A 22,781-nucleotide genomic window follows, 5' to 3' on the forward strand; every position below is an offset into this window, starting at 1 on the left:
GTGCGGGGGCGGCCTGGCCGCCCGGCCCGGAACGGCCGGCAGGCCGCATGCCCGGCCGGGGCGGCAGGGGCCGCCCGGCGGCGCGGTAGCGCCGCCCTTGAGCAAGTGAAGAAGGTATGCGACGGCCCCTGTGGTTTTGCCCGGTGCCCGCAGCGGACTGCCCGCAGCGGATTGTCCGGGGCCCGGCCGGCGACCGGCGCTTGGCGGGGGACTGGTCGCGATGCATCATGGCCTGTCCGGGAACCTCGGGGCACCTCAGTTGATGCGGTCGAGTGCCGCCGTACCGTCTCCGTTCTTGTACGACAGCAGGTGCTGGGTGCCGTTCAGCGTGAACGGGACCATAGACGTCCAGCCATCTGTCCAACCGTCACGCCACACCGAGGCCAATGAGCCGTCCGTGTTGATGCGGTCGAGTGCCGCCGTACCGTCTCCGTTCTTGTACGACAGCAGGTGCTGGGTGCCGTTCAGCGTGAACGGGACCATAGACGTCCAGCCGCCTGTCCAACCGTCACGCCATACCTCTGTAAGTGTCATCCTTAAATTGTTACATCGTGCACGAACACTGAATACACTCCAAGCGGGTGATGTCGGGGCGCGGGCGCATTCCGGCGAAGGGGCTATCCAGGATCGCTCCGGCGCCGTAGCAACACGGCTCGTGGACTGTTTCCACAGCATGAACCACCGGGCAGGTCACGCCATTTCACCTCGGTCCGCACCCGGTGCAGAATCCTTCGAACACCTGCCGGTGATCACGCCACCGGTCACAATGCCCATTTCCCCGACGGGCCCAGCTCCCCGCCCCCGGCATGGGCGACGACAGATCTCCTCCTGGAGACCGTCCGCTCGGCGGCGTCCGTCGTGGCGCTGGCACCACCGGACTCGGCCGCGTACGGAGATGTGCGGCTGCGCTTCGGCACCCAGCTCGACGCGCACCCGCTCACCGACGGGGACGGCGGCCGGATCACGGACGAGGCCGTGGCGGCCTATGTCGCCAAATACACCAGCAAGAGCGTGGAAGCCGCCGGGGCAGCAGATCGACGCATCGACTCCTGGGCGGAGATCCGAACGCTGCGCGTCACGCCGCACGTCCGGGCCCTCATCTCGACCGCGTGGCGGCTCGGCGGCCTCCCGGAGCTGGAACACCTGCGGCTGCGGGCCTGGGCCCACATGCTCGGATACCGGGGCCACTGCCTCACCAAGACCCGCGCCTACTCCACCACATACGGACAACTCCGCGCCGACCGCGCCGAACACGCCCGCACCCTGGCCGGCGCCCGTGAACTGTTCGCCGACTGGGACGACGGCACCACCACCGAGGCGACCTGGCGCTTCGTCGGAACCGGCCACACCCCCGCCGAAGCACTCATCGCCGCAGGCATCGCCGAAGACCTCACCACAAACCGCGAGACCGCCCGGCAAGAGCTGGCCAATGGTAATCACCCGGAGCGGGACTCCCTCAGGAAGCTGGCATGACGCCGGTCAAGGTCATTTGGCGGCCGAGCAAACAGCTGACTCCAGAGGAGAGTGCACGGCTACTCCGGTTGCTGTTCGTTCCTCAGGTCGAACAGTCCAACCAACTCAAGCGAGACCGGATGAAGCGTCAGATTCGCGACTAGGCTGCTGTTAACAATGCGCCCCGGCGACGGCTGCAACCGTCCCGGGGCTGGCCGACCAGTTGGAGTCGACATGGCCAATAGAAGCACACTCCTGCACAGCGCGACCGGCGTGGTCGGACGGGCGACGGCAGCATCCGTACTGCGTGCGGTGGACTACCTCCGGGTCAGCACCGAAGAGCAGAAGCGCGGCTACGGCATCGCCAGCCAGGGTAAGAAGACCGCCGCCCATATCGTCCGTAAGTGCTGGTCCCACACCGATACCTACAGGGACGAGGGTGTCAGCGGCAGCCTGGAGGCGGCCGATCGGCCGGATCTGAAGCGCCTCATGGAGGACGCGGTCCGGGCGCCACGTCCCTTTGACGTGGTGGTGGTCAACGAAGGGCGGGCCATCGGGCGTACCGGACGCGCATTCTGGCGCTGGGTCTGGGCCCTCGAAGACATGGGCATCTTCGTCGCCATCGTGGACGGTGACATCGACAACACCACCTCGGAAGGGCGTCGGGAGATGCGTAGGCAAGCCGACTACGCCGAAACCGAGTACGAGACCATCCGCAATCGCACTCAGGGAGGACTACAGGAAAAGGCGGAATCTGAGGGATCGCCGCACATCGGAGGACGGCCCCCGTACGGCTACTACATCCAGAACAAGGGGCAGAAAGGCCGCTCGCACCTCGTCGTGGACGAGGATGAGGCGAAGGTCATTCGTCGCGTGTACGCGATGGTGGTCACCGGAGGACTCAACCTCCGCCAGGTGGCAATTCGGCTCAATGCCGACGGGCTCAGGACCCGATCGGGCCGTCCGTGGTCGCTTGCCAACCTTCGGGACCGGATCATGTCCCGCGCCGTGCTCGCTGGCGAGCTGGTCTTCCGTGGTGAGCACGCGCGGACCGACGCCGACGGCAGGCCGGTTTGGGGTGAGGCGGTCGCCATCTCACTCCCCCGCATCCTGACCGACGAGGAGGCCACGGCGCTCTGCGCAAAGGTCGCCGCACGGGCGAACAAGAGCAACCGCAACCAAGCGTTCTACCCGCTTACCGGTCGGCTGGTCAGCCTGTGCAACTCCCCCTACACCGGGGCCAGCCGCGAATCCATGCGCAACGGGCGCCGCAACTACCGTTGCAGCGGAAAGACCGAACAGGTCCCCGGCCAGCGGGTCTGTGACTGCTCGTACGTGGATGCTGAGGCGGTCGAGAACCGGGTGTGGACCGAGGTCGTCGCGCTCCTCGGAAACGCCAAGCGCCTCGGGAAGCTGGCGGCCGAGTGGGTTGGCATGACGCACGGCGACCAACCCGCACATGCGGCTCGGATCGCCGATCTCGACGGCCAGATCGACGACATGAACGCCTCCATCGCCGCCGTGATCGTGGCTTCCGCCAAGCAGAGGCAGTCGCCCAACGCCATCGCTGCAGCGACCAAGGCTCTGAACGATGAGCTGGAGCAACTGGAGGAGATGCGAGCAGAGGCGACGGCCTGGCTGGCGGAGATCGAGGACACGCACCGCCGAGCCCAGGACCTCAAGCGGCTCGCGAAAATGGCTCGGCATCAGCTGGTTGACATGACGCCCGAGCACCAGGGCGAGATCCTGGCACTCCTCGACGTGAGGGTGTTCATCGAGGGACCCGTGCCGATGCGGCGGGGTGGGGTGGCCTGCACGGTTCAAGCCTGGTATCGCTCCGCCGGCCTGGAGGCACCCGCATCCGACTTGTCGGACGATGATTGGGAGTTGATTGCGCCGCTGCTTCCGGAAGGTCGTCGCGGAAGGGTGCGCCGATCGGTGGAGGCGATCTTTGCCAAAGCCCGTACGGGCGCCTCCTGGTCCGAACTGCGAAAGGAGTACGGATCGACCAGCACCGCTTCGAAGTACTTCAACGAGTGGTCTGTTGACTGCACTTGGGCTGCGGTCAACACTGCCTTGTCTGAGGTGGAGCGAGTCGCGCTTCCCGTCCTTGACCTCGCGCCCCCTATGCGAATCGAAGGGCGGATCGACCCGCGCGTGATGCTGACACCCGAGGAACTGTCCCGAACGGGATGGTGATGATCAGGATGAAGCAGATGATCCCGGCGATGGCGTAGCCGATGGCCATCCAGATGCCGCAGAAGATCAGCCAGAGGACGTTCAGAACGAAGCCGATCACCTTCATGGGACCAGCCTCCCACGCACCTCGGGCGATTGCCTGCCAACCGGCCCTGCCGGCCCTCCATCAGGCGAAGGGGCGGTACCAGCGCTTCTTTCGCGGGGGCAGCCGACGGGCGAAGAAGTCGGCGAGCTCGGCCTGCTCAGGGTCGCCGAAGGCTCGCTTCGGGAGGAATCCGGACGCACCGTTGAGCTGCCGCAGGTACCAGAACCCGGAGCGGTCGTTGACCTCCCGGTACACGCTCCAGCCGACCTCGGCCTGGCTCGCTGCGGTCCGCAGGGTGTACGTCTCCTCGGTGACCCGGACGGTCCACGGCTCGGCGAGGAGTGCAGCGCTCTTGCGACTCGCCAGGCGGACGGCAGCCACCTCCATGAACACGGGGACGCCGATGCCGTAGTAGACGAGCCACGTCTTCGGATCGCCGGAGAGCAGGCTGAGCAGACCGGACCCGGCCAGGAGCAGTCCGATGATCATCGCGCCACGCACTGCCGGGGAGTTGCGTATCGCACTGCGGTACTCGCGGGCGGTCATCTGGAAGGTGGCGGTGATGTCCACGGAGTGGGAGCCGATCTCGATGGGATGAGCGGGAGCCGCGCCAGAGTACCCGAGGGCGCGGGACCGCTCACGACGGGTTGCGGGGGCACGGAAGGTCCATAGGCTTCGCATAACCGACAAATCGTCAGCTTTCCGAAGCCCGTGCACTCAGCAGGAGGCAGCCATGTCCCAGGCGTCCGGTCGGTCCTACAACTCGTCAGGCCCCGTCCCGGATCCCGGCGGGCCGGGGCGGAACACGGGGTTTGTCACCGGGTTGGTCCTGTTCGCGGGGGTGATGATGGTGGTCAACGGCCTGCTCGCGATCTTCCAGGGGATCGTGGCGGTGGCCAAGGACGAAGTCTTCGTACGCACCCACAACTACACCTTCAAGTTCGACCTGACGTCCTGGGGGTGGATCCACATCGCGCTCGGCGCGGTGGTCGCCGCGGTGGGGGTGGCGGTGCTCATGGGCCAGGGGTGGGGGCGGGTGGCGGGGATCGCGGTGGTGTCGATCAGCCTGGTGTTCAACTTCCTCTTCGTGCCGTACCACCCGATCTGGACGCTGGTCGTGATCGCGATCGACGCGTTCATCCTCTGGGCGCTGTGCGTGTACCGCGAGGAACCGGCCTGACCGTCAGCGACGGTAGCCGCCCATCCGCTCCAGACGGGCGATCCGCTCCGCCATCGGGGGGTGGGTCGAGAACAGCCGCGAGCCGGCCTCGCCCGGGCGGAACGGGCTGGCGATCATCATGTGGCTGGCCGTCTGCAGCTGAGGCTCGGGCGGGAGCGGCAGCCGCTGGGTGCCGAGCTCCAGCTTGCGCAGGGCGCTCGCCAGGGCCAGCGGGTCGCCGGTGATCCGAGCGCCGTCCGCGTCGGCCTGGTACTCGCGGGAGCGGCTGACGGCCAGTTGGATCAGGGCGGCCGCGAGCGGGCCGAGGATCATGATGGCGAGTATGCCGAAGAGCCCCGGGCCTTCTTCGTCGTCACTGCGGCCGAACGGGATCAGCCAGGCGAAGTTCACCAGGAACATGATCACCGAGGCCAGGGCGCCGGCCACCGAGGAGATCAGGATGTCCCGGTTGTAGACATGGCTCAGCTCGTGGCCGAGGACACCGCGCAGCTCTCGCTCGTCCAGCAGCTGCAGGATGCCGTCGGTGCAGCAGACCGCCGCGTTGCGCGGGTTACGGCCGGTGGCGAAGGCGTTCGGCGCCGGGGTGGGGGAGATGTAGAGGCGGGGCATCGGCTGGCGGGCCGAGGTGGAGAGCTCGCGGACGATCCGGTAGAGCTGCGGGGCCTCGATCTCGCTCACCGGCCGGGCCCGCATGGCACGCAGGGCGAGCTTGTCGCTGTTCCAGTACGCGTAGGCGTTGGTGCCGAGGGCGACGATCAGGGCCACCACGAAGCCGGTACGGCCGAAGAAGCTGCCGATCACCAGGATCAGCGCCGACAGGCCGCCGAGCAGTACGGCCGTCCTCAACCCGTTGTGCTGGCGGTGCACGGCAGGCCCTCCAAGTGGTGCGGTGGGAAGCCTTCTCTTCTCATCCCTCTGCTGAGATCAACGGAAGGATGAGCCGTCTTCGTTCCCTTGTGCACCCGTACGGGCGGGCCGGCCGGTCAGAACAGACTGCCGCCGACCACCTGGAGCACCAGCTCAGGGGCCACCGAGAGGACGACCGCGACCAAGGCGGTGAGCCCGAGGGTGGCGGTCAGCGGGGCGGGCAGGCGGTGCTCGACGACCTCGGCCACGTCGGCGCCGGCCGGTGCGAAGAGCTTGGCCGTCCAGACCAGGTAGTAGTACAGCGCGATCACGACGTTCACCGCCATCACCACGGCCAGCCAGCCGAGACCGGCGTCGATCGCCGCGCGGAAGACCACGACCTTGCCGAGGAGGCCGATCACGCCCGGGGGCAGCCCGGCCAGGCAGAGCAGGAAGAAGGCGAGCGCGAGCGCCGTCCAGCGGCGGCGGGCGAACAGGCCCCGGTAGTCGTCCAGTCGGCTGCCCGCCGTACGGGCGACGACGGCGACCACCGCGAAGGCGCCCAGGTTCACCACGCCGTAGATCAGCGCGTACGCGACCGTGGCACCGATCGGCTCGGTGGCCCCGGCGTACCCGGCGGCGGCCAGCGGGACGAGCAGGTAGCCCGCCTGACCGATGGAGGACCAGGCCAGCAGGCGGACGGCGCTGTGCGGGGTGTCGCCGCGCTGGCGCAGGGCGGCGACGTTCCCGACCGTCATGGTGACCGCGGCGAGCACGGCCAGCGCCAGGCCCCAGGTGTGGGCGTACGTGTGGAAGGCGATGGTCGTGACCAGGGCCAGGCCGGCCAGACCGGCCGCCTTGCTGACCACCGAGAGGTAACCGGCGATCGGGATCGGGGAGCCGGTGTAGGTGTCGGGCAGCCAGAAGTGGAACGGGACGGCGGCGACCTTGAACGCGAAGCCGACCAGCGTCAGCGCGGCGCCCGCCTCGGCGAGGGTCTTGAGCTGCGCGGGGGCGTGGGCCAGACCGTCGGCGATCACGGACAGGTGCAGGCTGCCGGTGGCGGCGTAGACGAAGCTGACGCCGAGCAGCATCACGGCCGTGGCGGTGACGGAGGAGAGGAAGAACTTCAGGGCGGCCTCCGCTCCCCGGCCGTCCCGACGCAGGCCCACCAGCGCGAACGCGGGCAGCGAGACGACCTCCAGGGCGATGATCAGCGTCGCCAGGTCACGGGAGGCGGGCAGCAGGGCGGCACCGGTGGCGCTGCTGAGCAGCAGGAACCAGTACTCGCCGCCGGGCAGCTTCTCCTCGTCCACGGTGTGGATGGAGAGCAGCGCGGTGATCAGCGCGCCGCCGAGCGCGAGCAGCTGGAAGACCAGCGTGAAGTGGTCGGCGACGTAGGAGCACGCCGCGTTGTCGGTGGCGCCTGTTACGTTCCGGAGGCAGAAGGTCGACCGAGCGTGACCATGCACCAGCGGGAGGAGTGCGATGAGGGCGAGGGCGAGTCCGGCTGCGGCGAGCCGGCCGAGGGCCTTCTTCCGGCCTGCCGGGAGGAAGAGGTCGGCGACCAGGACGGCCAGCGCTGCCAGGGCGGCGATCAGCGGGGGCGCGATGGCCACCCAGTCGACGGACTGGATGAGGCTGCCCGGGTTCGTGACGGCGAGGGAGGTCATGGCGGGCTGCCCCAGAAGATCGTGAGGACCGGGTGCGGAGCTGAGCTGGGTACTGACGTGCACGCTGAGCATGGGGTCAGCCACCCCCGAGGAGGTGCTTGACGGCAGGGTCCGAGAGACCGAGGAGGAGGGCGGGCCAGAGCCCGGCCAGCAGGGTGAGCGCGGCGAGCGGGGTCCAGCTGACGGCCTCGTACGGGAGGAGGTCGGGCACCTCGGAGGCGATGGCGGGCTGCTTGGGGTCGCCCATGCAGACACGCTTCACGACGACCAGCAGGTACGCGGCGGTGAGGAGGGTGCCAAGACCGGCGATCACCATGTACGTCACGAAGGCGGGCCGCGAGAGCCCGGCGGCCGGGTCGAAGGCGCCGAACATCGCGAGCAGCTCGCCCCAGAAGCCGGCCAGTCCGGGGAGGCCGAGGCTGGCGACGGCGGCGAAGGCGAGCAGCGCGCCGATGCGCGGTGCCCGGCCGTAGAGGGCTGCCCCGGTGGCGCCGGACAGCGTGTCGAGGTCCGCCGTGCCGTAGCGGTCCTTGAGGGCGCCCACGAGGAAGAAGAGCAGGCCGGTGATCAGGCCGTGGGCGATGTTGGCGAACAGCGCGCCGTTGACGCCCGCGGGAGTGAGGGAGGCGATGCCCAGCAGCACGAAGCCCATGTGGCCGACGGAGGAGAACGCGATCAGCCGCTTGAGGTCGCCCTTGGCACCCGGGCGCGCGAGCGCGAGGCAGGCGAGCGAGCCGTAGACGATGCCGACGGCGGCGAGCGCCCCGAGGTAGGGGGCGAACGTCGCCGTGCCGTCCGGCACCACCGGGAGGAGGACGCGGACCAGACCGTACGTACCCATCTTCAGCAGCACACCGGCGAGCAGCACGGAGCCGACGGTGGGGGCCGCCGTGTGCGCGTCCGGGAGCCAGCTGTGCAGCGGCCAGGCCGGGGCCTTGACGGCGAGGCCGAGGCCGATGGCGAGCGCGGCGATCACCTGGGTGCTGTGGCTGAGCCCCTTGCCGTGGGCTGCGGCGAGCTCGGTCATGTCGAAGGTGCCGGCCTTGAAACCGATCAGCAGGAAGCCGAGCAGCATCACGGCGGAGCCGAGGAGGGTGTAGAGGATGAAGCGGTTGGCGGCGGGCACCTTCTGCCCGCTCCCCCAGCGGGCGATCATGAAGTACATCGGGATCAGCACGATCTCGAAGGCCAGGAAGAACAGCACCAGGTCGAGCACCGCGAAGGTGGCCAGCATGCCGACCTCGAGGAGGAGCAGCAGCCCCACGAAGGAGCGGGCGCTCGGGGCGCCCTCGCCGTTCGGCAGCCTCTTGGTCGAGTACACCGCGCAGAGGAAGGTGAGCAGCGCGGTGAGCACGATCAGCGGCAGCGAGATGCCGTCCACGCCGAGGTGGAAGCGGACGCCGATGGCCGGGATCCAGCGCACATCGGTGACGGCCTGCATCCGACCCGGCTCGTCCTGGTCGAAACCGGCGGCGAGCACGATGGTGAGCAGCAGCACGACACCGGTGGCGGCGGTGCCGAGGCGCAGGGCGCGCCGGTCGGCGGCCGCAGGGTCGGCCCCGGCGGGCAGCAGGGTGGCGGCGGCGCCGAGCAGCGGCAGCAGCAGGAGGGCGATGAGGACTGCGTTCATCGGGGGCTCCAAGTGCGTGCTGCGGTCGACAGGGTGAGGCGGGGTGAGGTGAGGGTCATGAGCCGACCGCCACCAGGACGGTGAGCACCACGACACCGGCGAGCAGCGCGCTCAGATAGGCCTGGGCGTTGCCGTTCTGTGCCCGGCGGACGATCCAGCCGAGAGCGTTGGCGCCGTTCCCCGCCCCGCGTACGTAGGTCTCGACGACCTCGCGGTCCAGGAAGGCGACCAGCCGCGCGGCGGCGATGGTCAGGCGGACGAACAGCGCGCTGTAGAGCCGGTCGACGAAGAAGCCGTGCTGCGCGGGCCGGTACAGCGGGCCGAGCAGGGTGCGGCCCGGGTCCGCCGGGAGGGTCTCCACCAGGGGCGGTCCGGCCTGCTCCGGTACCCGCTCGGCGGGAGCCGGCCTGGCCGCGCGGGCGGTGACGGCACGCCAGGCGGCGTACGAGATCAGCACACCCGCCAGGGCGAGGCCGGTGCCGATCACGGCGGTCTCGGTGGAGGGCCGCAGCGAGCCGCCGTCCAGCAGGGCGGGCAGCCAGTCGCCCCGGAGTCCGGTGACGCCGAAGCCCATGGTCGGGATGGCGAGCACCCAGAGCGGCCAGCGCATCGCGGCCGGTTCGGCCTTGGCCGGGTCGGCCTCGTCGATCTCGGGCGAGTACGGGGCCTCGGCCGCGTGGCCGTTGCCGGGGGCGACGGCGGGCGCCGGGGCGGCGGAGCGGCCGTGGAAGGCCACCAGCCAGAGCCGGGTCGCGTACGCCGCCGTGAGCAGCGCGGTCACCGCGGCGGAGACCAGCACGATCCACCCGGCGGCCGAGGGCACCGCCGAGGCGGGGCCGAGACCGTTGGTGAGGGCCTCGCCGTTCGTGGCGTGCTCGGCGGCGGTGAACACCGCCTCCTTGCTGAAGAAGCCGGAGAACGGCGGCAGGCCGATCAGGGCGACCAGGCCGATGCCCATCGTCCAGTAGGCGTCCGGGACGCGCCCCCGCAGGCCCGGCATCCGGGACATGGCGGAGAGCGAGTTGGTGTGCGCGGCGTGGATGACCACACCGGCGGCGAGGAAGAGCAGGGCCTTGAAGGCGCCGTGGCTGACCAGGTGGAAGACGGCCGCCTCGCGGGAGCCGCTGGCCAGTGCCCCGGCCATGTAGCCGAGCTGACCGACGGTCGAGTACGCGAGCACCCGCTTCAGGTCGTCCTGGGCCAGCGCGCAGAGCGCCGAGCCGATCATGGTGACGGCCGCCATCACCGACAGCACCACGAGCGCGGCGCCGGAGAGCAGGAAGACCGGCAGCAGTCGGGCCACCAGGTAGATGCCCGCCGCGACCATGGTGGCGGCGTGGATCAGCGCGGAGACCGGCGTGGGGCCGGCCATCGCGTCGGGGAGCCAGGTGTGCAGCGGGAACTGTGCGCTCTTGCCGGCGACACCGGCGAGCAGCAGCAGCGCGATCAGGGTGGGGTGGCCGAGCCGTCCGCCCACCGCCGCGTCCAGCACGCCGTTGATCTTGAAGGTTCCGGCGTCCGAGCCCAGCAGGAAGATGCCGAACAGGAACGGGACGTCGCCGAGCTTGGTGACCAGGAAGGCCTTCAGCGAGGCCGAGCGGGCGTCGGCAGTCTCCCAGTGGTGGCCGATCAGGAAGTACGAGCAGATGCCCATGACCTCCCAGCCGACCAGCAGCACGATCAGGTCGCCGGAGTAGACGACCAGGAACATCGCGGCCGTGAAGAGCGAGACCAGCGCCGCGTACGAGGGGTAGCGCGGGTCGTCCTTCAGATAGGCCGTCGAGTAGACCTGGACGCAGGTGGCGACCAGGCCGACCAGTACCGCGATCAGCAGGCTGAAGCCGTCCAGGTGGATGGCGAGCGAGATGTCGGGGCCGCCGGTCGGGGTGAGCCGGGTGGAGGCGTCCAGGCTCTGGCCGGTGCCCAGCTGCAGGGCGACGACCAGTGCGAGCACGGCCGAGGTGGCCACCGGGAGGATCGCCAGCGGCCGGGCGAAGCCGGGCGCGCGCCGGCCGGTGGCCAGCGTGGCGGCCGCGCCGAGCGCGGGCAGCGTGGGGACGAGCGCGGGGAGGGCGAGGTTCATGCGACGGCCTGGCCCTTCTCCGGTGCGGAGGTCTGGTTCGGTACGTCCGCCAGCGCCTCGGACGGGTCGCCGAGCGCGGTGAGGCGGTCGATGTCGGCGGTGCCCCTGGTCCGGAAGACCAGCAGGACGATGGCGAGGCCGAGTCCGATCTCGGCGGCGGCCACGGTGATGGTGAAGAGGGTGAGCGCCTGGCCGGCGTGCAGCGAGTCACGCAGCCAGGCGTCGAAGGCCACGAGGTTCAGGTTGACGGCGTTGAGCATCAGCTCGACGGACATCAGCACCAGGACGACGTTGCGCCGGGCGAGCACGCCGTAGACGCCGACGCAGAACAGCAGCGCGGCGAGGACGGCTGGGTAGACGAGGTGCATCGGCGGTCAGCTCTCCTGCGTCTGAGCGTGCGTCTGAGCTTGCGGCTGAACGGGAGTCGCAGCCGGCTTGGAACCGACGGGCTTGCCCGCCCGCAGCTTGCCCGCGCGGGGCTTGGGCAGCCGCCCGCCGTTCGTACGGGACAGCACGATCGCGCCGACGAGCGCGGCGAGCAGCAGTACGGACAGTGCCTCGAAGGGCAGCACCCAGTGGCGGAACAGGCTCTCGCCCGTCACCGCCGCGCTGCCGCCGCCGGCACCGAGGTCGACCCAGGAGCTGCGGAAGGCGTCCACGACCAGCGTGACGAGCGTGCCCGCGGCGGCCAGGGCCACCCCGAGGGCCACCCAGCGGTTGCCCGAGTCGGCGTCGGGTGAGCGGCCGATCGGCGCCTTGGTGAGCATCAGGCCGAAGAGCACCAGCACCACGACCGAGCCGAGGTAGATCAGCACCTGCACCCAGGCGAGGAACTCGGCGGTCAGCAGCAGGAACTCGATCGCCAGCCCGCCCAGGGCGACGACCAGCCAGAGCGCGGCGTGCACCAGCTGCTTGGTGGTCACGGCGACCACGGCGGAGCCGAGCACGGCGAGGCCGACCAGCAGGAAGACGATCTCCACGCCGGTCGGGGACAGGAAGGATCGGGCGGCCGGATCCAGTGAACCGGCCGTCGCCAGCAGGGCACTCACTCCTGGTCACCCCCGGCAGCGGCGGCGGCGGCAGCGGCCAGCTTCTCCGCGGACTTGTGTGCGGCGGCGATCTCCTTGGGGTCCTCGGCGCCCGGGTCCAGCGCCGGCGGGGCCGGCACCGTCCACATCCACTCGCGGAGCTTGTCCCGCTCGTGGGTGAGCTCGAGGATGTCGGTCTCCGCGTACTCGAACTCCGGCGACCAGAACAGCGCGTCGAACGGGCACACCTCGATGCAGATCCCGCAGTACATGCAGAGCGAGAAGTCGATGGCGAACCGGTCCAGCACGTTGCGGGTCCGGGCGCGGGCGTTCGGGTCGGCCGCGGGCAGCGTCTCCTTGTGGGAGTCGATGTAGATGCACCAGTCGGGGCACTCGCGGGCACAGAGCATGCAGACCGTGCAGTTCTCCTCGAGCAGCGCGATCACGCCCCGGGTACGCGGGGGGAGCTCGGGCTGCACCTCGGGGTACTGCGCGGTGATGCTCTTCTTGGTCATCGTCCGCAGCGTGACGGCCAGGCCCTTGGCCAGGCCGGAGCCGGGGACGTTGGAGAACTTCAGAGAAGCCATCAGGAGATCGCCACCTTGACGACGCCCGTGAGGGCGAGCTGGAGGAGCGCGAGCGGGATCAGGCCGGTCCACGCGAAGCGCATCAGCTGGTCCTCGCGCAGCCGGGGGTAGGTGACCCGGAGCCAGATCACCACGAACGCCAGCGCGAAGGTCTTCAGGATCGTCCACAGCCAGCCGAGCTGGTCGTGCATCGGTCCGTGCCAGCCGCCGAGGAACAGCACCGCCGTCAGCGCGGAGATCACCAGGATCCCCGCGTACTCGGACAGCAGGAAGAACGCGAAGCGGATGCCGGTGTACTCGGTGTACGCGCCGAAGATGATCTCGGAGTCGGCCACCGGCATGTCGAACGGCGGCCGCTGCAGCTCGGCCAGACCGGCCGTGAAGAAGACGAACGCGCCGAGCGCCTGCCACGGGATCCACCACCAGTGGAAGGCGTCCACGATGCCGGGCAGCGAGAGCGTGCCCGCCGCCATCGCCACGGAGGCGGCGGCGAGGACCATCGGCAGCTCGTACGACATCAGCTGCGCGGCGGTGCGCAGACCGCCGAGCAGGGAGAACTTGTTGGCGGAGGCCCAGCCGGCCATCAGCTTGCCGATGACCCCGATGCCCGTCACGGCGAGGACGAAGAACAGACCGGCGTCCATGGCCTGCCCGACGAACCCGTTCGGGCCGACCGGGATGACGATCAGCACGAAGAGGTACGGGAGCAGCGAGACGGCCGGGGCCAGCTGGAAGACCCGCCTGTCGGCCTCGGCCGGGACGATGTCCTCCTTCTGGACGAACTTCACGCCGTCCGCGACCAGCTGCGCCCAGCCGTGGAACCCGCCCGCGTACATCGGGCCGAGGCGGCCCTGCATGTGGGCCATCACCTTGTGCTCCGTCTGACCGATGATCAGCGGGAAGGTGAGGAAGACCACGAGCGCGGCGGCGCAGCGCAGCAGCGTGTCGAGCAGGTTCACGCGCTGTCTCCGTCCTGGGTGGGGGATGCCTTGGGCTCATCGGCGGCGGGCGCGTCCGAGGCGGGCTCATCGGCGGCGGGCTTGTCCGAGGCCGGCTTGTCCGACGCGGGCTTGTCCGACGCGGGCATGTCCGAGGCCGGCTCATCGGCGGCGGGCTTGTCCGAGGCCGGCTTGTCCGACGCAGGCGCCGGGGAGTGCCACGGGGCGTCAGAGGACCGTGTACGGGCGGTCGTCGGACGGGCCTCGGGGGCGGCCTCGCCCTCCTGGCTGACCGAGCCCTCGCTGATGCTGCGCGTCCGGCGAGGCCGGTCCGCGCGCACCGGCGCGGCCCCTTCCCCGGACGCGGCCGCAGTGGCACCCGCAGCGGCGCCCGCAGCCGCCCGCGGCCCCCTGGCCGCACGGGCCGGGCGCTCGGCGACGGGCGGCAGGGTGCCCTTGAGCGGGCCCCACTCGTTCGGGTCGGGCACACCGGCCGGCTGCATCTTGCGCCGCGCCGGGCCCTCGCCCTCGCTCTCGCCCGGCTCCTTGGCGCCGGGCCAGGCCTTGGCGACGCGTGCCGCGAGCACGAACTCCTTGCGCAGCGGGTGGCCCTCGAAGCCGTCCGGGAGCAGCAGGGTGATCAGGTGAGGGTGGCCGGCGAAGTCGATGCCGAACATCTCGTGCGTCTCGCGCTCGTGCCAGGCGGCGCCCGAGTAGACCTCCACGGCGGTCGGCAGCACGGGCCGCTCGCGCGGCACGCGGGTGCGCAGCAGCAGGTGACGGACGCCGGGTGCCCCGACCTCCGCCAGGTGTGCGGCGACCGAGAAGCCCTCGGCCAGCTCGTCCACGGCGCTCAGCCAGTCGAAGTACGTCAGCCCCAGGCCGTCGCGGGCGGCGGTCAGCGCCTCGATCCAGTGCTCGGCGGGCACGTCGACGGTCAGCAGCTCGTACGCCTCGGCGGCGGTGGCCCACTCGCCGATCGCGGCGGCGGTCTCTTCCGGAGTCACTTCTGATCAGCCTCCGGTCCGGCGACCAGCGGACGCCGCAGCGCGGACGCGGGCGCCGCGTACCGGTGCGGCAGCGACTCGGCCGCGATCTTCTCCTGCAGCTTGAGGATCCCCTGCAGCAGCGCCTCGGGGCGCGGCGGGCAGCCGGGAACGTAGACGTCCACCGGGATGATCTGGTCGACGCCCTTGGTGACCGAGTACGAGTCCCAGTACGGCCCGCCCGAGTTGGAGCAGGCGCCGAAGGAGATCACGTACTTGGGCTCGGGCATCTGCTCGTACAGGCGCTTCACGGCCGGGGCCATCTTGTCGGTGACCGTCCCCGAGACGATCATCAGGTCGGCCTGGCGGGGGCCCGGCGCGAACGGGATGACGCCCATCCGGATGAAGTCGTGCTTGGCCATCGACGCGGCGATGAACTCGATCGCGCAGCAGGCGAGGCCGAAGTTGAAGCACCAGAGGCTGTAGCGGCGGCCCCAGTTGAGCACCACCTTGACGGGGTCCGGCGCGAGCCGGGCCAGCGGGCCGAGCCGGCGCGGCTCGACCACCGCTCCCGGGCGTGCCGGGTCGGGGATCCCGAGCGGGATCACGCCCGAGGAACCGTGCCCTCCGTGCGTGTGGCTGTGGGTCACGTCCATTCCAGAACGCCCTTCTTCCAGGCGTAGAGCAGCCCGACCGCGAGGAACCCGATGAAGATGAACATCTCGATCAGCGTGGTCGCCCCGAACCCGGCGGCGGCGAAGACCGTCGCCCACGGGAAGAGGTAGACCGCGTCGACCGCGAAGATCACGTACAGGAATGCGTAGATGTAGTACCGGATCTGGGTGTGCGCCCAGCCCTCGCCCACCGGGTCGACGCCGCACTCGTACGCGAGCAGCTTCTCCGGCGAGTACACCACCGGCCTCAGCAGTCGGTTGGCGGTGAAGGACACCGCGATGAAGAGCACGCCGACGACGGCGAGCAGGCCCACCGCCGCGTACGCGTCGAAGTAGCCACTACCCACGGCAGGGTCGGCAGCGGCCCACTGCCTCTCCATGCGTTCGCCTCCACATCGGCCCCGATCCCATCCGTCCCGGTGGGCTCGGTGCGCTTCTTTACACGTCCATAACCTTCGCTATGGCGTGAGTCTAAGTGCACCGCTGGAGTCCCCCTACACCCCGCCCGGCCTGCAAGACGCCGGGTGCTCGCCGGGCCGTCCCGCGGGGGTGGGGATAACCCCCGGATGCGGATGCCGATCACCCCCATGGCCTCGCGCCAGACCGACCCGCGATGCTGGGCACACCAGGTCGACCGAGAGAGTTGGTGCAGGTGATGAAGGACCAGCCGGCCCGCCCGTCGCTGTACGGAGCACGGATGTGGCGTCAGGTGCAGCACCTGCTGCTGAACCTGCCGATCGGCATCGCCGGGTTCGTCTTCGCCGCGGTGCTGCTGAGCACCGGGCTCGGCCTGGCGGTGACCGTCGTCGGGCTGCCGCTGCTCGCGCTCGGGCTGGCCGGCTGCCGGAGCCTGGGTGCGCTGGCCCGCCGCCGTGCCAGGGCGGCGTTCGACTCGGATGTCGCCGAGGCGGACCAGATCGCGGTGAGCCGGCCCGGCCTGGCGGGCTGGGTGATCGCCCACCTCACCGACGGGCTGAGCTGGCGCTCGGCGCTCTACTGCGTCCTGCTGCTGCCCTGGGGCGTCATCAGCTTCACGCTGACCCTGGTCCTGCTGATCGTCGGCTGGCCTGTCCTGCCCTGGGCGATGCGCTTCCTGGCCTCGGTGGACCGGATGCTGGTGGGCAGCCTGCTCTGCCCGAACGCCCTCTCCGAGCGGGTCCGGGAGCTGGAGGAGGACCGGGGAGCGGTGGTCGACACCGCCGCCGCCGACCTGCGCCGGATCGAGCGCGATCTGCACGACGGCGCCCAGGCCCGGCTGGTCGCGCTGGCCATGGACCTCGGTCTGGCCAAGGAGAAGCTGACCGAGGACCCTGCGGAGGGCGCCAGGATGGTGGACGCCGCGCACGGCGAGGTGAAGCTCGCCCTGCAGGAGCTGCGCGACCTGGCCCGGGGGATCCACCCGGCCGTGCTGACGGACCGCGGTCTGGACGCCGCGCTCTCCGCCGTCGCGGCCCGCTGCACCGTCCCCGGCGGGGTCACGGTGCGCGTCGACCTCGCCGACGGGGACGGCGGCACCGAGCGCCCCGACTCCGCGGTCGAGGGCATCGCGTACTTCACGGTCAGCGAGCTGCTGACCAACGTCTCCAAGCACTCCGGCGCCCGCACCGCGACCGTGGACGCCTGGCGGGCCGCCGACCGCCTGATGCTCCAGGTCGAGGACGACGGCCGCGGCGGCGCCGCGCAGTACCCGGGCAGCGGCCTGGCCGGTCTCACCGAACGCATCAGCGCCGTCGACGGCGTCTTCGTGGTCGAGAGCCCGGACGGCGGCCCCACCCGGGTCACCATCGAGCTCCCCTGGCGGACCAGGGCCGCGCGCCGCTGAGGGCGCTCCGCCCGTAGGCAGCGGGGGCACCTTTCAGGGGCGCGTGGCGGCACCTCCCGGCCGAAGGCTGGGGGAGAACTGCGCGGAAGCGGGAGGGCACGGGTGGCCGTCTTCCGATCTCGCGCAGTTCTCCCCGCGCCCCTGCTGTGGCTGACCAGCTGCCCCTGGGCGGAGCTCGGCCGTGCGGGCGGCCGGGCCCGGGAGCCGCCTCCCTTGCGCGGTGCGGCTGCCGGGCCCGGGGTCGGTGGGATGGGTCAGCTCTCCAGCGTGCCCAGGGTGACCTCGGCGGTCTTGGCCTGGCCGTCCCGCTGGTAGCTGACGGTGACCTTGGCGCCGGGCTGGAGCGAGGCCAGGGTCGTGGTCAGCGAGCTGAGCGTGGTGATCTGGGAGTCGCCCAGCTTGGTGATCACGTCGCCCGCCTTGAGACCCGCGGAGTCGGCCGCGCCGCCCGGGACGACGTCGACGATGACGGCACCGGCGGGCTCGAAGTCGCCGTTGAAGTACGTCCGGGCGGTGATCCCCAGCGCGGCACGGCCGGAGTTGGTGACCTTTCCGTCCTTGATCAGCTGGTCGGCGATGCTGGTGATGGTGGCGGCCGGGATGGCGAAGCCGATACCGGGGGCCGTGCCGCCGTTCAGCTCCTGGGCGACGGCGGCCAGGGTGTTGATGCCGATCACCTGGCTGGAGAGGTTGGCCAGCGCGCCGCCGCTGTTGCCGGGGTTGATGGCCGCCGAGGTCTGCACCATGTTGCCGATGGTGGCGCCCGGGGAGTCGCCGGTCCGGGGTTCGGTGACGGTCCGCCCGAGCGCGGAGACGATGCCCTGGGTGACGCTGGACGACAGGCCCAGCGGGCTGCCCATGGCCAGCGTGATCTGCCCGACCTGGACCTTGCTGCTGTCGCCGAAGACGGCCGGCTTGAGGCCGCTCGGCGGACTGCTGAGCCTGATCACCGCGAGGTCGGAGTCCGGGTAGCTGCCGACCAGGGTGGCGTCCAGCGTCTTGGTGCTGCTGGGCAGGGTGACGGTGAAGGTCTTGGCGCTGCCGACCACGTGGGCATTGGTGACGATGTCGCCCTTGGCGTCGTAGACGATCCCGGAGCCCAGCCCGGAGGCGGTGGTGATCTGCACCACCGAGGGCAGCACGTTGGTGATGACCCTCTCGTAGTCGTCCTGCAGCTGGTTGCTGACGGATGGCGCGGCGGCGGCCGCGCTGCCGGCCGAGGACACGGAGGAGGACGAGGAGGACGAGGAGGACGAGGAGCCGCTGGTGCAGCCGGTCCCCACCAGGCCGGTCAGCGCGAGGGCCGCGCCGGTGAGCATCAGCCTCGGCCCCGTGGGACGCGGGCCTGCGGGGGCCGGACGGGTGGGTTCCTTCTTGGGATGCACCTGACTGCCTCACGGGGGGAACGACCGATTTTTGTCAGCGTTTCACCTTTATGTCCGGTTTCAGCGGTGCGACGCGCCCGGCCTCACGCCTCCAGGAGCGCGAAGAGCTCCTCCCAGCGAGCCGTCACCCGCTCGGGCGAGTACCGCGCGATCGCCTGCCGGGCCCGCTCCCCCATCGCCGCCTGCAGCTCCTGATCGTCCATCAGCCGCCCGAGCTGCCGGGCCAGCGCCGTGGTGTTGCCGGTGGGCGCGAGCAGCCCGTCCTCACCGTCCCGGATGATCTCCCGTACGCCCGGCGCGCAGTCGAAGGCCACGCACGGCACACCGCAGGCCATCGCCTCCATCAGCGAGATCGGGAAGCCCTCGCCCCGGGAGGGCAGCGCGAAGACGGACGCCCCGGCCAGTGCGCCCGGCACGTCGTCCGTACGGCCGGCGAACTCCACCGACCCGTCGAGGCCGAGCGCCGTGCACTGTGCCCGCAGCGCGGCCTCCTCCTCGCCCAGGCCGAAGATCCGCAGCCGCCACCCGGGCCGCCGGTCCACCGCCTCGGCCCAGGACTCCAGCAGCAGGTCGTAGCCCTTCTCCTGGGCCAGCCGTCCGATGCTCACCACGGTCTTCGTGGCCGGCTCGACGGACGACGGGACCGGGAACGGCAGCGGGTTGGGGATGCCGCAGGTGCTGTTCATGCCCTCGCGGATCCAGGCGTCGGCGTCCTCGCCGGTGAGCACCACCAGCCGGTCGGCCTCGGCGTAGTACCGCTTCACCCGGCCGAACCGCGAGGAGGCCCGGCAGGTCTCGTACGACTCGTGGCTCATCCCGATCACCTGAAGGCCCTTCAGGTCGGCCTGCGCCACCCACTCCATCGCCCAGACCTGGGTGACGATCACGACCGCGCCCGGACCGGCGGCCCGGAACATCGCGCTCATCCGCTCGGCGGCCTGCCGCACCCCGTCCGCGCGCTGCGCCTCGCGCCGCCGGGCCCTCGCGTCCAGGCGCTGCCAGGGGTGGCGCGGGGTCCAGGCCGAGGGCGGGTGCTCGGTGTGGAGGGTGGTCATGCCGTACGGGAGGTCGTCGCCGAAGTCCTTGTGCAGCACGGCCGGGGCGATGCCGATCAGCTCCACCCGGTGCCCCCGGGCGGTGAACAGCTCGGCCATCCGGTGCGACCAGCTGGCGACACCGCCCAGCTCGTCCACGCTGTTGCTGACGATGAAGATGTCGCGGCTCATCGGCCGTCCTCCACAGAACCGGAACGGGCACCGAACATCACATCGGCGATCCTGGCCGCCGCGTCCCCGCGGTCGTACTCGCCGTACTCGGCGACGAACCGCTGCCGGGCGTCCGCGTACTCCTTGCCCACGCCGTCCAGGTCGGTGAGCGCGTCGAACAGCTCGCCGGCCTCGCGCAGCACCGGCCCGGGGGCCTCGCGCAGCAGGTCGAAGTAGGTGCCCCGGACGTCCTCGGCGTACTCCTCCCAGTCGTGCGCGAAGAACAGCAGCGGCCGGTCCAGCAGCGCGTAGTCGAACATCAGGGAGGAGTAGTCGGTGATCAGCGCATCCGCCAACAGGTAGAGCGGCGTCACGTCCTGGACCTCGGAGACGTCGATGACCTTGCCGCGCACCGAGGGCGGCAGCACCACCTTGTTGAGGTAGTGGCAGCGCACCAGCAGCGTCATCCGGTCGCCGAAGCGCTCGGCGAACTCCTCCACGTCGAAGGGCAGCTCGAAGGCGCGTACCCGGCCGCGTGCGTCCGAGCGGAAGGTCGGCGCGTAGAGCACCACCGGCTTGCCGAGGTCGATCTCCAGCTCGCCCGCCAGCTGACGGTCCTTGGCCACGCCCTCGCGGACCAGCACGTCGTTGCGCGGGTACCCGGTGCGCAGCAGCCGCTCCTCGCCGATCCGGTACGCGGGGGCGAGGGTGCGCACATCGTGCTCGGAGCGGACCACGAAGTGGTCGAAGCGCTCCAGCCCGGCGAGGTACTGGGCCTGCTGGTCCGGGGTCTGCCGCTTGAGCGAGGCCAGATCGAAGCCCATCTTCTTGAGCGCCGAGCCGTGCCAGGTCTGCACGTACGTGGTCTCGGGCCGCTTGCGCAGCCGGTACGGGTAGCCCTGGTTGTCGACCCAGAACTCGGCCTGGGCCAGCGCCCGCAGGTACTTCCAGGACCAGCGCCGGACCAGGGTGGCCCCGGAGGGGAAGCCCGCCGGGCTGCTCGCGTACGACCAGACGGCCTTCATCGGCGCCCCGCGTCGCACCAGTTCCTCGTACACCGCGCGCGGGTTGTCGCTGTACTGCTTGCCCTGGTGGCTCTCGAAGACCACCTGGCCCTTGACCACCGGCAGCTTCTGCAGCACCCGGTGGTAGACCTTCAGCTTGGTCTCGCCGCTGTGCAGCTGCCGCTTGAGCCTGAGCGCGCCGCGCACGCTGCGGCGGGCGCGGTCGACGGCGCCGTTGGCCAGCGTGCCGGCCTCGCCGCGCACCGCACGCTCGATCAGGTCGGTGCCCCGGCGCGCGGCCGGGCCCTCGGCGGTGAGGTCGAAGGAGAGGTGGCCGCGGGCCGAGGGGTGCGGCTCCAGGCGGTCACCGGTGAGCCGGGTGAGCCGGGGGCGCACGGGCGAGGCGGCGGCCGTGGAGAGGTCGTACTCGCCGACGGTGAGGCGGGTGGTGGTGCGCTCGCCGTTGGCGGTGAGGACGAGGCGGACGTCCCAGACGCCGTCCACCACGCCGAGCGGACGCAGCGTACGGGTCAGGTCGGCCGTGCCGGTCCAGACGATGCCGTCGCCGTCGTGCCGGACCTCCCGGACCGGGAAGGCGAACTTCTGCAGCCCGGCCCGGCGGGCGGAGAACTCCAGCCGCGCGGAGAGCTTGGCGTCGGCCGGGATGCGGCCGAGCGGGTTGACGATCCGCCCGGAGAGCTCGACGCCCTCGGGCCCGGCCGAGTAGCCGGTGAGCTGGTTGCGCAGGAACAGCCGGCCGAGCGCCTTGGCGTGGTAGCCGAGGTCGGTGACGTCCAGGACGCGGCGGCCCTCGGGGTCGTCCAGGTGTCCGTCGCACCAGTAGATCCGGCCGTCGTGCTCGGCCAGCGGGGCGGACAGCTTGTCCCGGTTGATCAGGGTGTCGATGGCCGGGAGCAGGTTCGCCCAGTCGTCCTTGGCCAGCAGGTAGGCGCAGATCCGCTGGATGGTCGGCGTCTCGGCGACGGCCTCCGGGTCGAGGCCGGCCAGGTACGCGCGGGCGTGCCCGGCGAACTCCTCCCGGAAGTCGGCGGGGAGGAAGGGCAGGTCACGCAGGTGCAGCACCAGGTCGTGCTTGAGGAACTTCACGTCCTTGCGGTACTTCAGCTCGACCATGCCCCGGTCGGCGAGCATCGCGTCGATCCGGCGGTGGATCTCCAGCCGGTCGGTGAAGTTCTTGATCTCGTGGCGGCGGTTGGAGAGCGAGGCCTGACCCTTGTTCGGCGCCGCGACGTCCCACCAGTAGACCCGGTTGGGGATCAGGGTGATCTTCTCGGCGGCCAGGTAGGCCTGGGAGGAGAACAGCAGGTCCTCGTAGAGGATGCCGACCGGGAACTCCAGCCGGTGCCCGGTCAGGAAGGTCCTGCGGTAGGCCTTGTTGGTCGAGAGGGTGTCCCAGACCAGCAGGTCGGGCAGCTCGGTGATCGAGTCCAGGGTGCGGGTGCGCGAGTAGATCCAGGGGTACCAGGCGTCCGTCTTGCCGTGTCGGCTGCCCAGGTGGCGGCGGACGCTCAGGCCGGAGACCAGGTCCGCGCCGGTCCGGGTACCCGCCTCGTAGAGGTTGCGGCAGGCGTGCCCGTCCAGCTCGTCGTCGCTGTCCAGGAACATCACGTACTCGCCCCGTGCCTCGGCCACCCCGTGGTTGCGCGGAGCGCCGCAGCCGCCGCTGTTGGCCGCCAGTTGCAGCGCCCGGACCCGGCCGGGGTTCTCCGCCTCCAGCTGCCGGGCGACGTCGAAGCTGTCGTCGGTGCTGCAGTCGTCGACGATCAGGACCTCGACCCCGCGCAGCGACTGGCCGAGCACGGAACGGACGGCTCGGGGCAGCCGGGCGGCGTCGTTGAAGACGATGACGATGACGCTGACCAGCGGCGTCGCCTGGCTGGAGGGCATGGAGCGAAGGTCCTTGTCGTCAATGGGCACAGCGCCGGTGGCGCTCAGAGGATTCCGTGCCATGCCACGCGGTGCACCTGGTTGGAGCATCAGGAC

Annotated in this window: 20 protein-coding genes and 1 pseudogene; 4 read left to right on the forward strand and 17 right to left on the reverse strand. The window is 70.8% G+C overall.

Going from position 1 to position 22,781, the window contains the following annotated elements; all coding sequences use genetic code 11:
- Nucleotides 1–255: 255 nt before the first annotated feature.
- On the reverse strand, nt 256–534 hold the full coding sequence (locus tag FB465_RS14545) for a hypothetical protein (RefSeq protein WP_145790914.1): 279 nt from the start codon (nt 532–534) through the stop codon (nt 256–258).
- Nucleotides 535–726: 192 nt separating this feature from the next.
- Between FB465_RS14545 and FB465_RS14550 the strand changes: the two genes are divergently transcribed.
- Together FB465_RS14550 and FB465_RS37940 are read left to right on the forward strand one after the other, a co-directional pair.
- Nucleotides 727–1,473 carry a replication initiator gene (locus tag FB465_RS14550; protein ID WP_342791882.1) on the forward strand — a complete coding sequence of 249 codons (747 nt, stop codon included), beginning with the start codon at nt 727–729 and terminating at the stop codon, nt 1,471–1,473.
- Nucleotides 1,474–1,686: 213 nt separating this feature from the next.
- Nucleotides 1,687–3,651, forward strand: coding sequence for a recombinase family protein (locus FB465_RS37940; protein WP_145790917.1), 1,965 nt, complete (start codon nt 1,687–1,689; stop codon nt 3,649–3,651).
- Here FB465_RS37940 and FB465_RS37495 read toward each other — a convergent pair.
- Nucleotides 3,635–3,757, reverse strand: a pseudogene (locus tag FB465_RS37495) (YccF domain-containing protein); the annotation flags it as partial. The gene FB465_RS37940 and the pseudogene FB465_RS37495 overlap by 17 nt on opposite strands.
- Nucleotides 3,758–3,817: 60 nt before the next feature.
- Nucleotides 3,818–4,306, reverse strand: a complete 489-nt coding sequence (locus tag FB465_RS14565) for a YcxB family protein (protein ID WP_170290587.1) — start codon at nt 4,304–4,306, stop codon at nt 3,818–3,820.
- Between the two features lie 163 nt (nt 4,307–4,469).
- On the opposite strand from FB465_RS14565, the gene FB465_RS14570 reads away from it, so the two are divergent.
- Nucleotides 4,470–4,916: a DUF7144 family membrane protein gene (locus FB465_RS14570; RefSeq protein ID WP_246192666.1), complete on the forward strand. Its 447-nt coding sequence runs from the start codon at nt 4,470–4,472 to the stop codon at nt 4,914–4,916.
- A gap of 3 nt (nt 4,917–4,919) precedes the next feature.
- Here FB465_RS14570 and htpX read toward each other — a convergent pair whose 3' ends face one another.
- From htpX to FB465_RS14625, 11 genes are all read right to left on the reverse strand, one after another.
- Entirely contained in the window at nt 4,920–5,783 is an 864-nt protein-coding gene (htpX, locus tag FB465_RS14575; RefSeq protein WP_145790923.1) for a zinc metalloprotease HtpX, read from the reverse strand.
- 116 nt (nt 5,784–5,899) lie between these two features.
- Nucleotides 5,900–7,435, reverse strand: a complete 1,536-nt coding sequence (locus FB465_RS14580; protein WP_145790925.1) for an NADH-quinone oxidoreductase subunit N — start codon at nt 7,433–7,435, stop codon at nt 5,900–5,902.
- Between the two features lie 76 nt (nt 7,436–7,511).
- Nucleotides 7,512–9,065 (reverse strand): complex I subunit 4 family protein, encoded by a 1,554-nt coding sequence (locus FB465_RS14585; RefSeq protein ID WP_145790927.1) that lies wholly within the window; start codon nt 9,063–9,065, stop codon nt 7,512–7,514.
- Between the two features lie 55 nt (nt 9,066–9,120).
- On the reverse strand, nt 9,121–11,148 hold the full coding sequence (locus FB465_RS14590) for an NADH-quinone oxidoreductase subunit 5 family protein (protein WP_145790928.1): 2,028 nt from the start codon (nt 11,146–11,148) through the stop codon (nt 9,121–9,123).
- Nucleotides 11,145–11,516 (reverse strand): NADH-quinone oxidoreductase subunit NuoK, encoded by a 372-nt coding sequence (gene nuoK, locus FB465_RS14595; RefSeq protein ID WP_145790930.1) that lies wholly within the window; start codon nt 11,514–11,516, stop codon nt 11,145–11,147. Before nuoK ends, FB465_RS14590 begins: the two co-directional genes overlap by 4 nt.
- Before the next feature lie 6 nt (nt 11,517–11,522).
- Nucleotides 11,523–12,197: an NADH-quinone oxidoreductase subunit J family protein gene (locus tag FB465_RS14600; RefSeq protein ID WP_211785783.1), complete on the reverse strand. Its 675-nt coding sequence runs from the start codon at nt 12,195–12,197 to the stop codon at nt 11,523–11,525.
- Entirely contained in the window at nt 12,194–12,763 is a 570-nt protein-coding gene (locus FB465_RS14605) for a NuoI/complex I 23 kDa subunit family protein (RefSeq protein WP_145790932.1), read from the reverse strand. Before FB465_RS14605 ends, FB465_RS14600 begins: the two co-directional genes overlap by 4 nt.
- Entirely contained in the window at nt 12,763–13,716 is a 954-nt protein-coding gene (gene nuoH, locus FB465_RS14610) for an NADH-quinone oxidoreductase subunit NuoH (protein ID WP_425461248.1), read from the reverse strand. The genes FB465_RS14605 and nuoH overlap by 1 nt, the downstream gene beginning before the upstream one ends.
- Before the next feature lie 2 nt (nt 13,717–13,718).
- Nucleotides 13,719–14,708, reverse strand: coding sequence for an NADH-quinone oxidoreductase subunit C (locus FB465_RS14615; RefSeq protein ID WP_145790935.1), 990 nt, complete (start codon nt 14,706–14,708; stop codon nt 13,719–13,721).
- Entirely contained in the window at nt 14,705–15,343 is a 639-nt protein-coding gene (locus FB465_RS14620; RefSeq protein ID WP_145790937.1) for an NADH-quinone oxidoreductase subunit B, read from the reverse strand. Before FB465_RS14620 ends, FB465_RS14615 begins: the two co-directional genes overlap by 4 nt.
- Nucleotides 15,334–15,741, reverse strand: a complete 408-nt coding sequence (locus tag FB465_RS14625) for an NADH-quinone oxidoreductase subunit A (RefSeq protein WP_145790939.1) — start codon at nt 15,739–15,741, stop codon at nt 15,334–15,336. Before FB465_RS14625 ends, FB465_RS14620 begins: the two co-directional genes overlap by 10 nt.
- 275 nt (nt 15,742–16,016) lie before the next feature.
- On the opposite strand from FB465_RS14625, the gene FB465_RS14630 reads away from it, so the two are divergent.
- On the forward strand, nt 16,017–17,183 hold the full coding sequence (locus tag FB465_RS14630; RefSeq protein ID WP_211785784.1) for a sensor histidine kinase: 1,167 nt from the start codon (nt 16,017–16,019) through the stop codon (nt 17,181–17,183).
- A 254-nt stretch (nt 17,184–17,437) separates the two neighbouring features.
- Here the strand turns inward: FB465_RS14630 and FB465_RS14635 are convergent, their stop codons facing one another.
- The 3 genes from FB465_RS14635 to FB465_RS14645 all read right to left on the reverse strand — a co-directional run bounded on the left by FB465_RS14635 (nt 17,438) and on the right by FB465_RS14645 (nt 22,685).
- On the reverse strand, nt 17,438–18,502 hold the full coding sequence (locus FB465_RS14635) for a S1C family serine protease (protein ID WP_145797353.1): 1,065 nt from the start codon (nt 18,500–18,502) through the stop codon (nt 17,438–17,440).
- Nucleotides 18,503–18,651: 149 nt separating this feature from the next.
- Nucleotides 18,652–19,794 carry a glycosyltransferase gene (locus tag FB465_RS14640; protein ID WP_145790943.1) on the reverse strand — a complete coding sequence of 381 codons (1,143 nt, stop codon included), beginning with the start codon at nt 19,792–19,794 and terminating at the stop codon, nt 18,652–18,654.
- A complete protein-coding gene (locus tag FB465_RS14645) occupies nt 19,791–22,685 on the reverse strand; it encodes a bifunctional glycosyltransferase/CDP-glycerol:glycerophosphate glycerophosphotransferase (protein WP_145790944.1) in 2,895 nt (964 codons plus the stop codon). The genes FB465_RS14640 and FB465_RS14645 overlap by 4 nt, the downstream gene beginning before the upstream one ends.
- Between the last annotated feature and the right edge of the window lie 96 nt (nt 22,686–22,781).

Source organism: Kitasatospora atroaurantiaca (assembly GCF_007828955.1).
Taxonomy (GTDB): Bacteria; Actinomycetota; Actinomycetes; order Streptomycetales; family Streptomycetaceae; genus Kitasatospora; species Kitasatospora atroaurantiaca.

Coding starts and splice junctions, on each gene's coding strand:
- nuoK (WP_145790930.1), bottom strand. CDS start 11,516: ATGCACCTCGTCTACCCAGCCGTCCTCGCCGCGCTGCTGTTCTGCGTC.
- FB465_RS14545 (WP_145790914.1), bottom strand. CDS start 534: ATGACACTTACAGAGGTATGGCGTGACGGTTGGACAGGCGGCTGGACG.
- FB465_RS14585 (WP_145790927.1), bottom strand. CDS start 9,065: ATGAACGCAGTCCTCATCGCCCTCCTGCTGCTGCCGCTGCTCGGCGCC.
- FB465_RS14630 (WP_211785784.1), top strand. CDS start 16,017: ATGAAGGACCAGCCGGCCCGCCCGTCGCTGTACGGAGCACGGATGTGG.
- FB465_RS14635 (WP_145797353.1), bottom strand. CDS start 18,502: ATGCTCACCGGCGCGGCCCTCGCGCTGACCGGCCTGGTGGGGACCGGC.
- FB465_RS14580 (WP_145790925.1), bottom strand. CDS start 7,435: ATGACCTCCCTCGCCGTCACGAACCCGGGCAGCCTCATCCAGTCCGTC.
- FB465_RS37940 (WP_145790917.1), top strand. CDS start 1,687: ATGGCCAATAGAAGCACACTCCTGCACAGCGCGACCGGCGTGGTCGGA.
- FB465_RS14590 (WP_145790928.1), bottom strand. CDS start 11,148: ATGAACCTCGCCCTCCCCGCGCTCGTCCCCACGCTGCCCGCGCTCGGC.
- FB465_RS14640 (WP_145790943.1), bottom strand. CDS start 19,794: ATGAGCCGCGACATCTTCATCGTCAGCAACAGCGTGGACGAGCTGGGC.
- FB465_RS14570 (WP_246192666.1), top strand. CDS start 4,470: ATGTCCCAGGCGTCCGGTCGGTCCTACAACTCGTCAGGCCCCGTCCCG.
- FB465_RS14625 (WP_145790939.1), bottom strand. CDS start 15,741: ATGGAGAGGCAGTGGGCCGCTGCCGACCCTGCCGTGGGTAGTGGCTAC.
- FB465_RS14605 (WP_145790932.1), bottom strand. CDS start 12,763: ATGGCTTCTCTGAAGTTCTCCAACGTCCCCGGCTCCGGCCTGGCCAAG.
- FB465_RS14645 (WP_145790944.1), bottom strand. CDS start 22,685: ATGCCCTCCAGCCAGGCGACGCCGCTGGTCAGCGTCATCGTCATCGTC.
- FB465_RS14620 (WP_145790937.1), bottom strand. CDS start 15,343: ATGGACGTGACCCACAGCCACACGCACGGAGGGCACGGTTCCTCGGGC.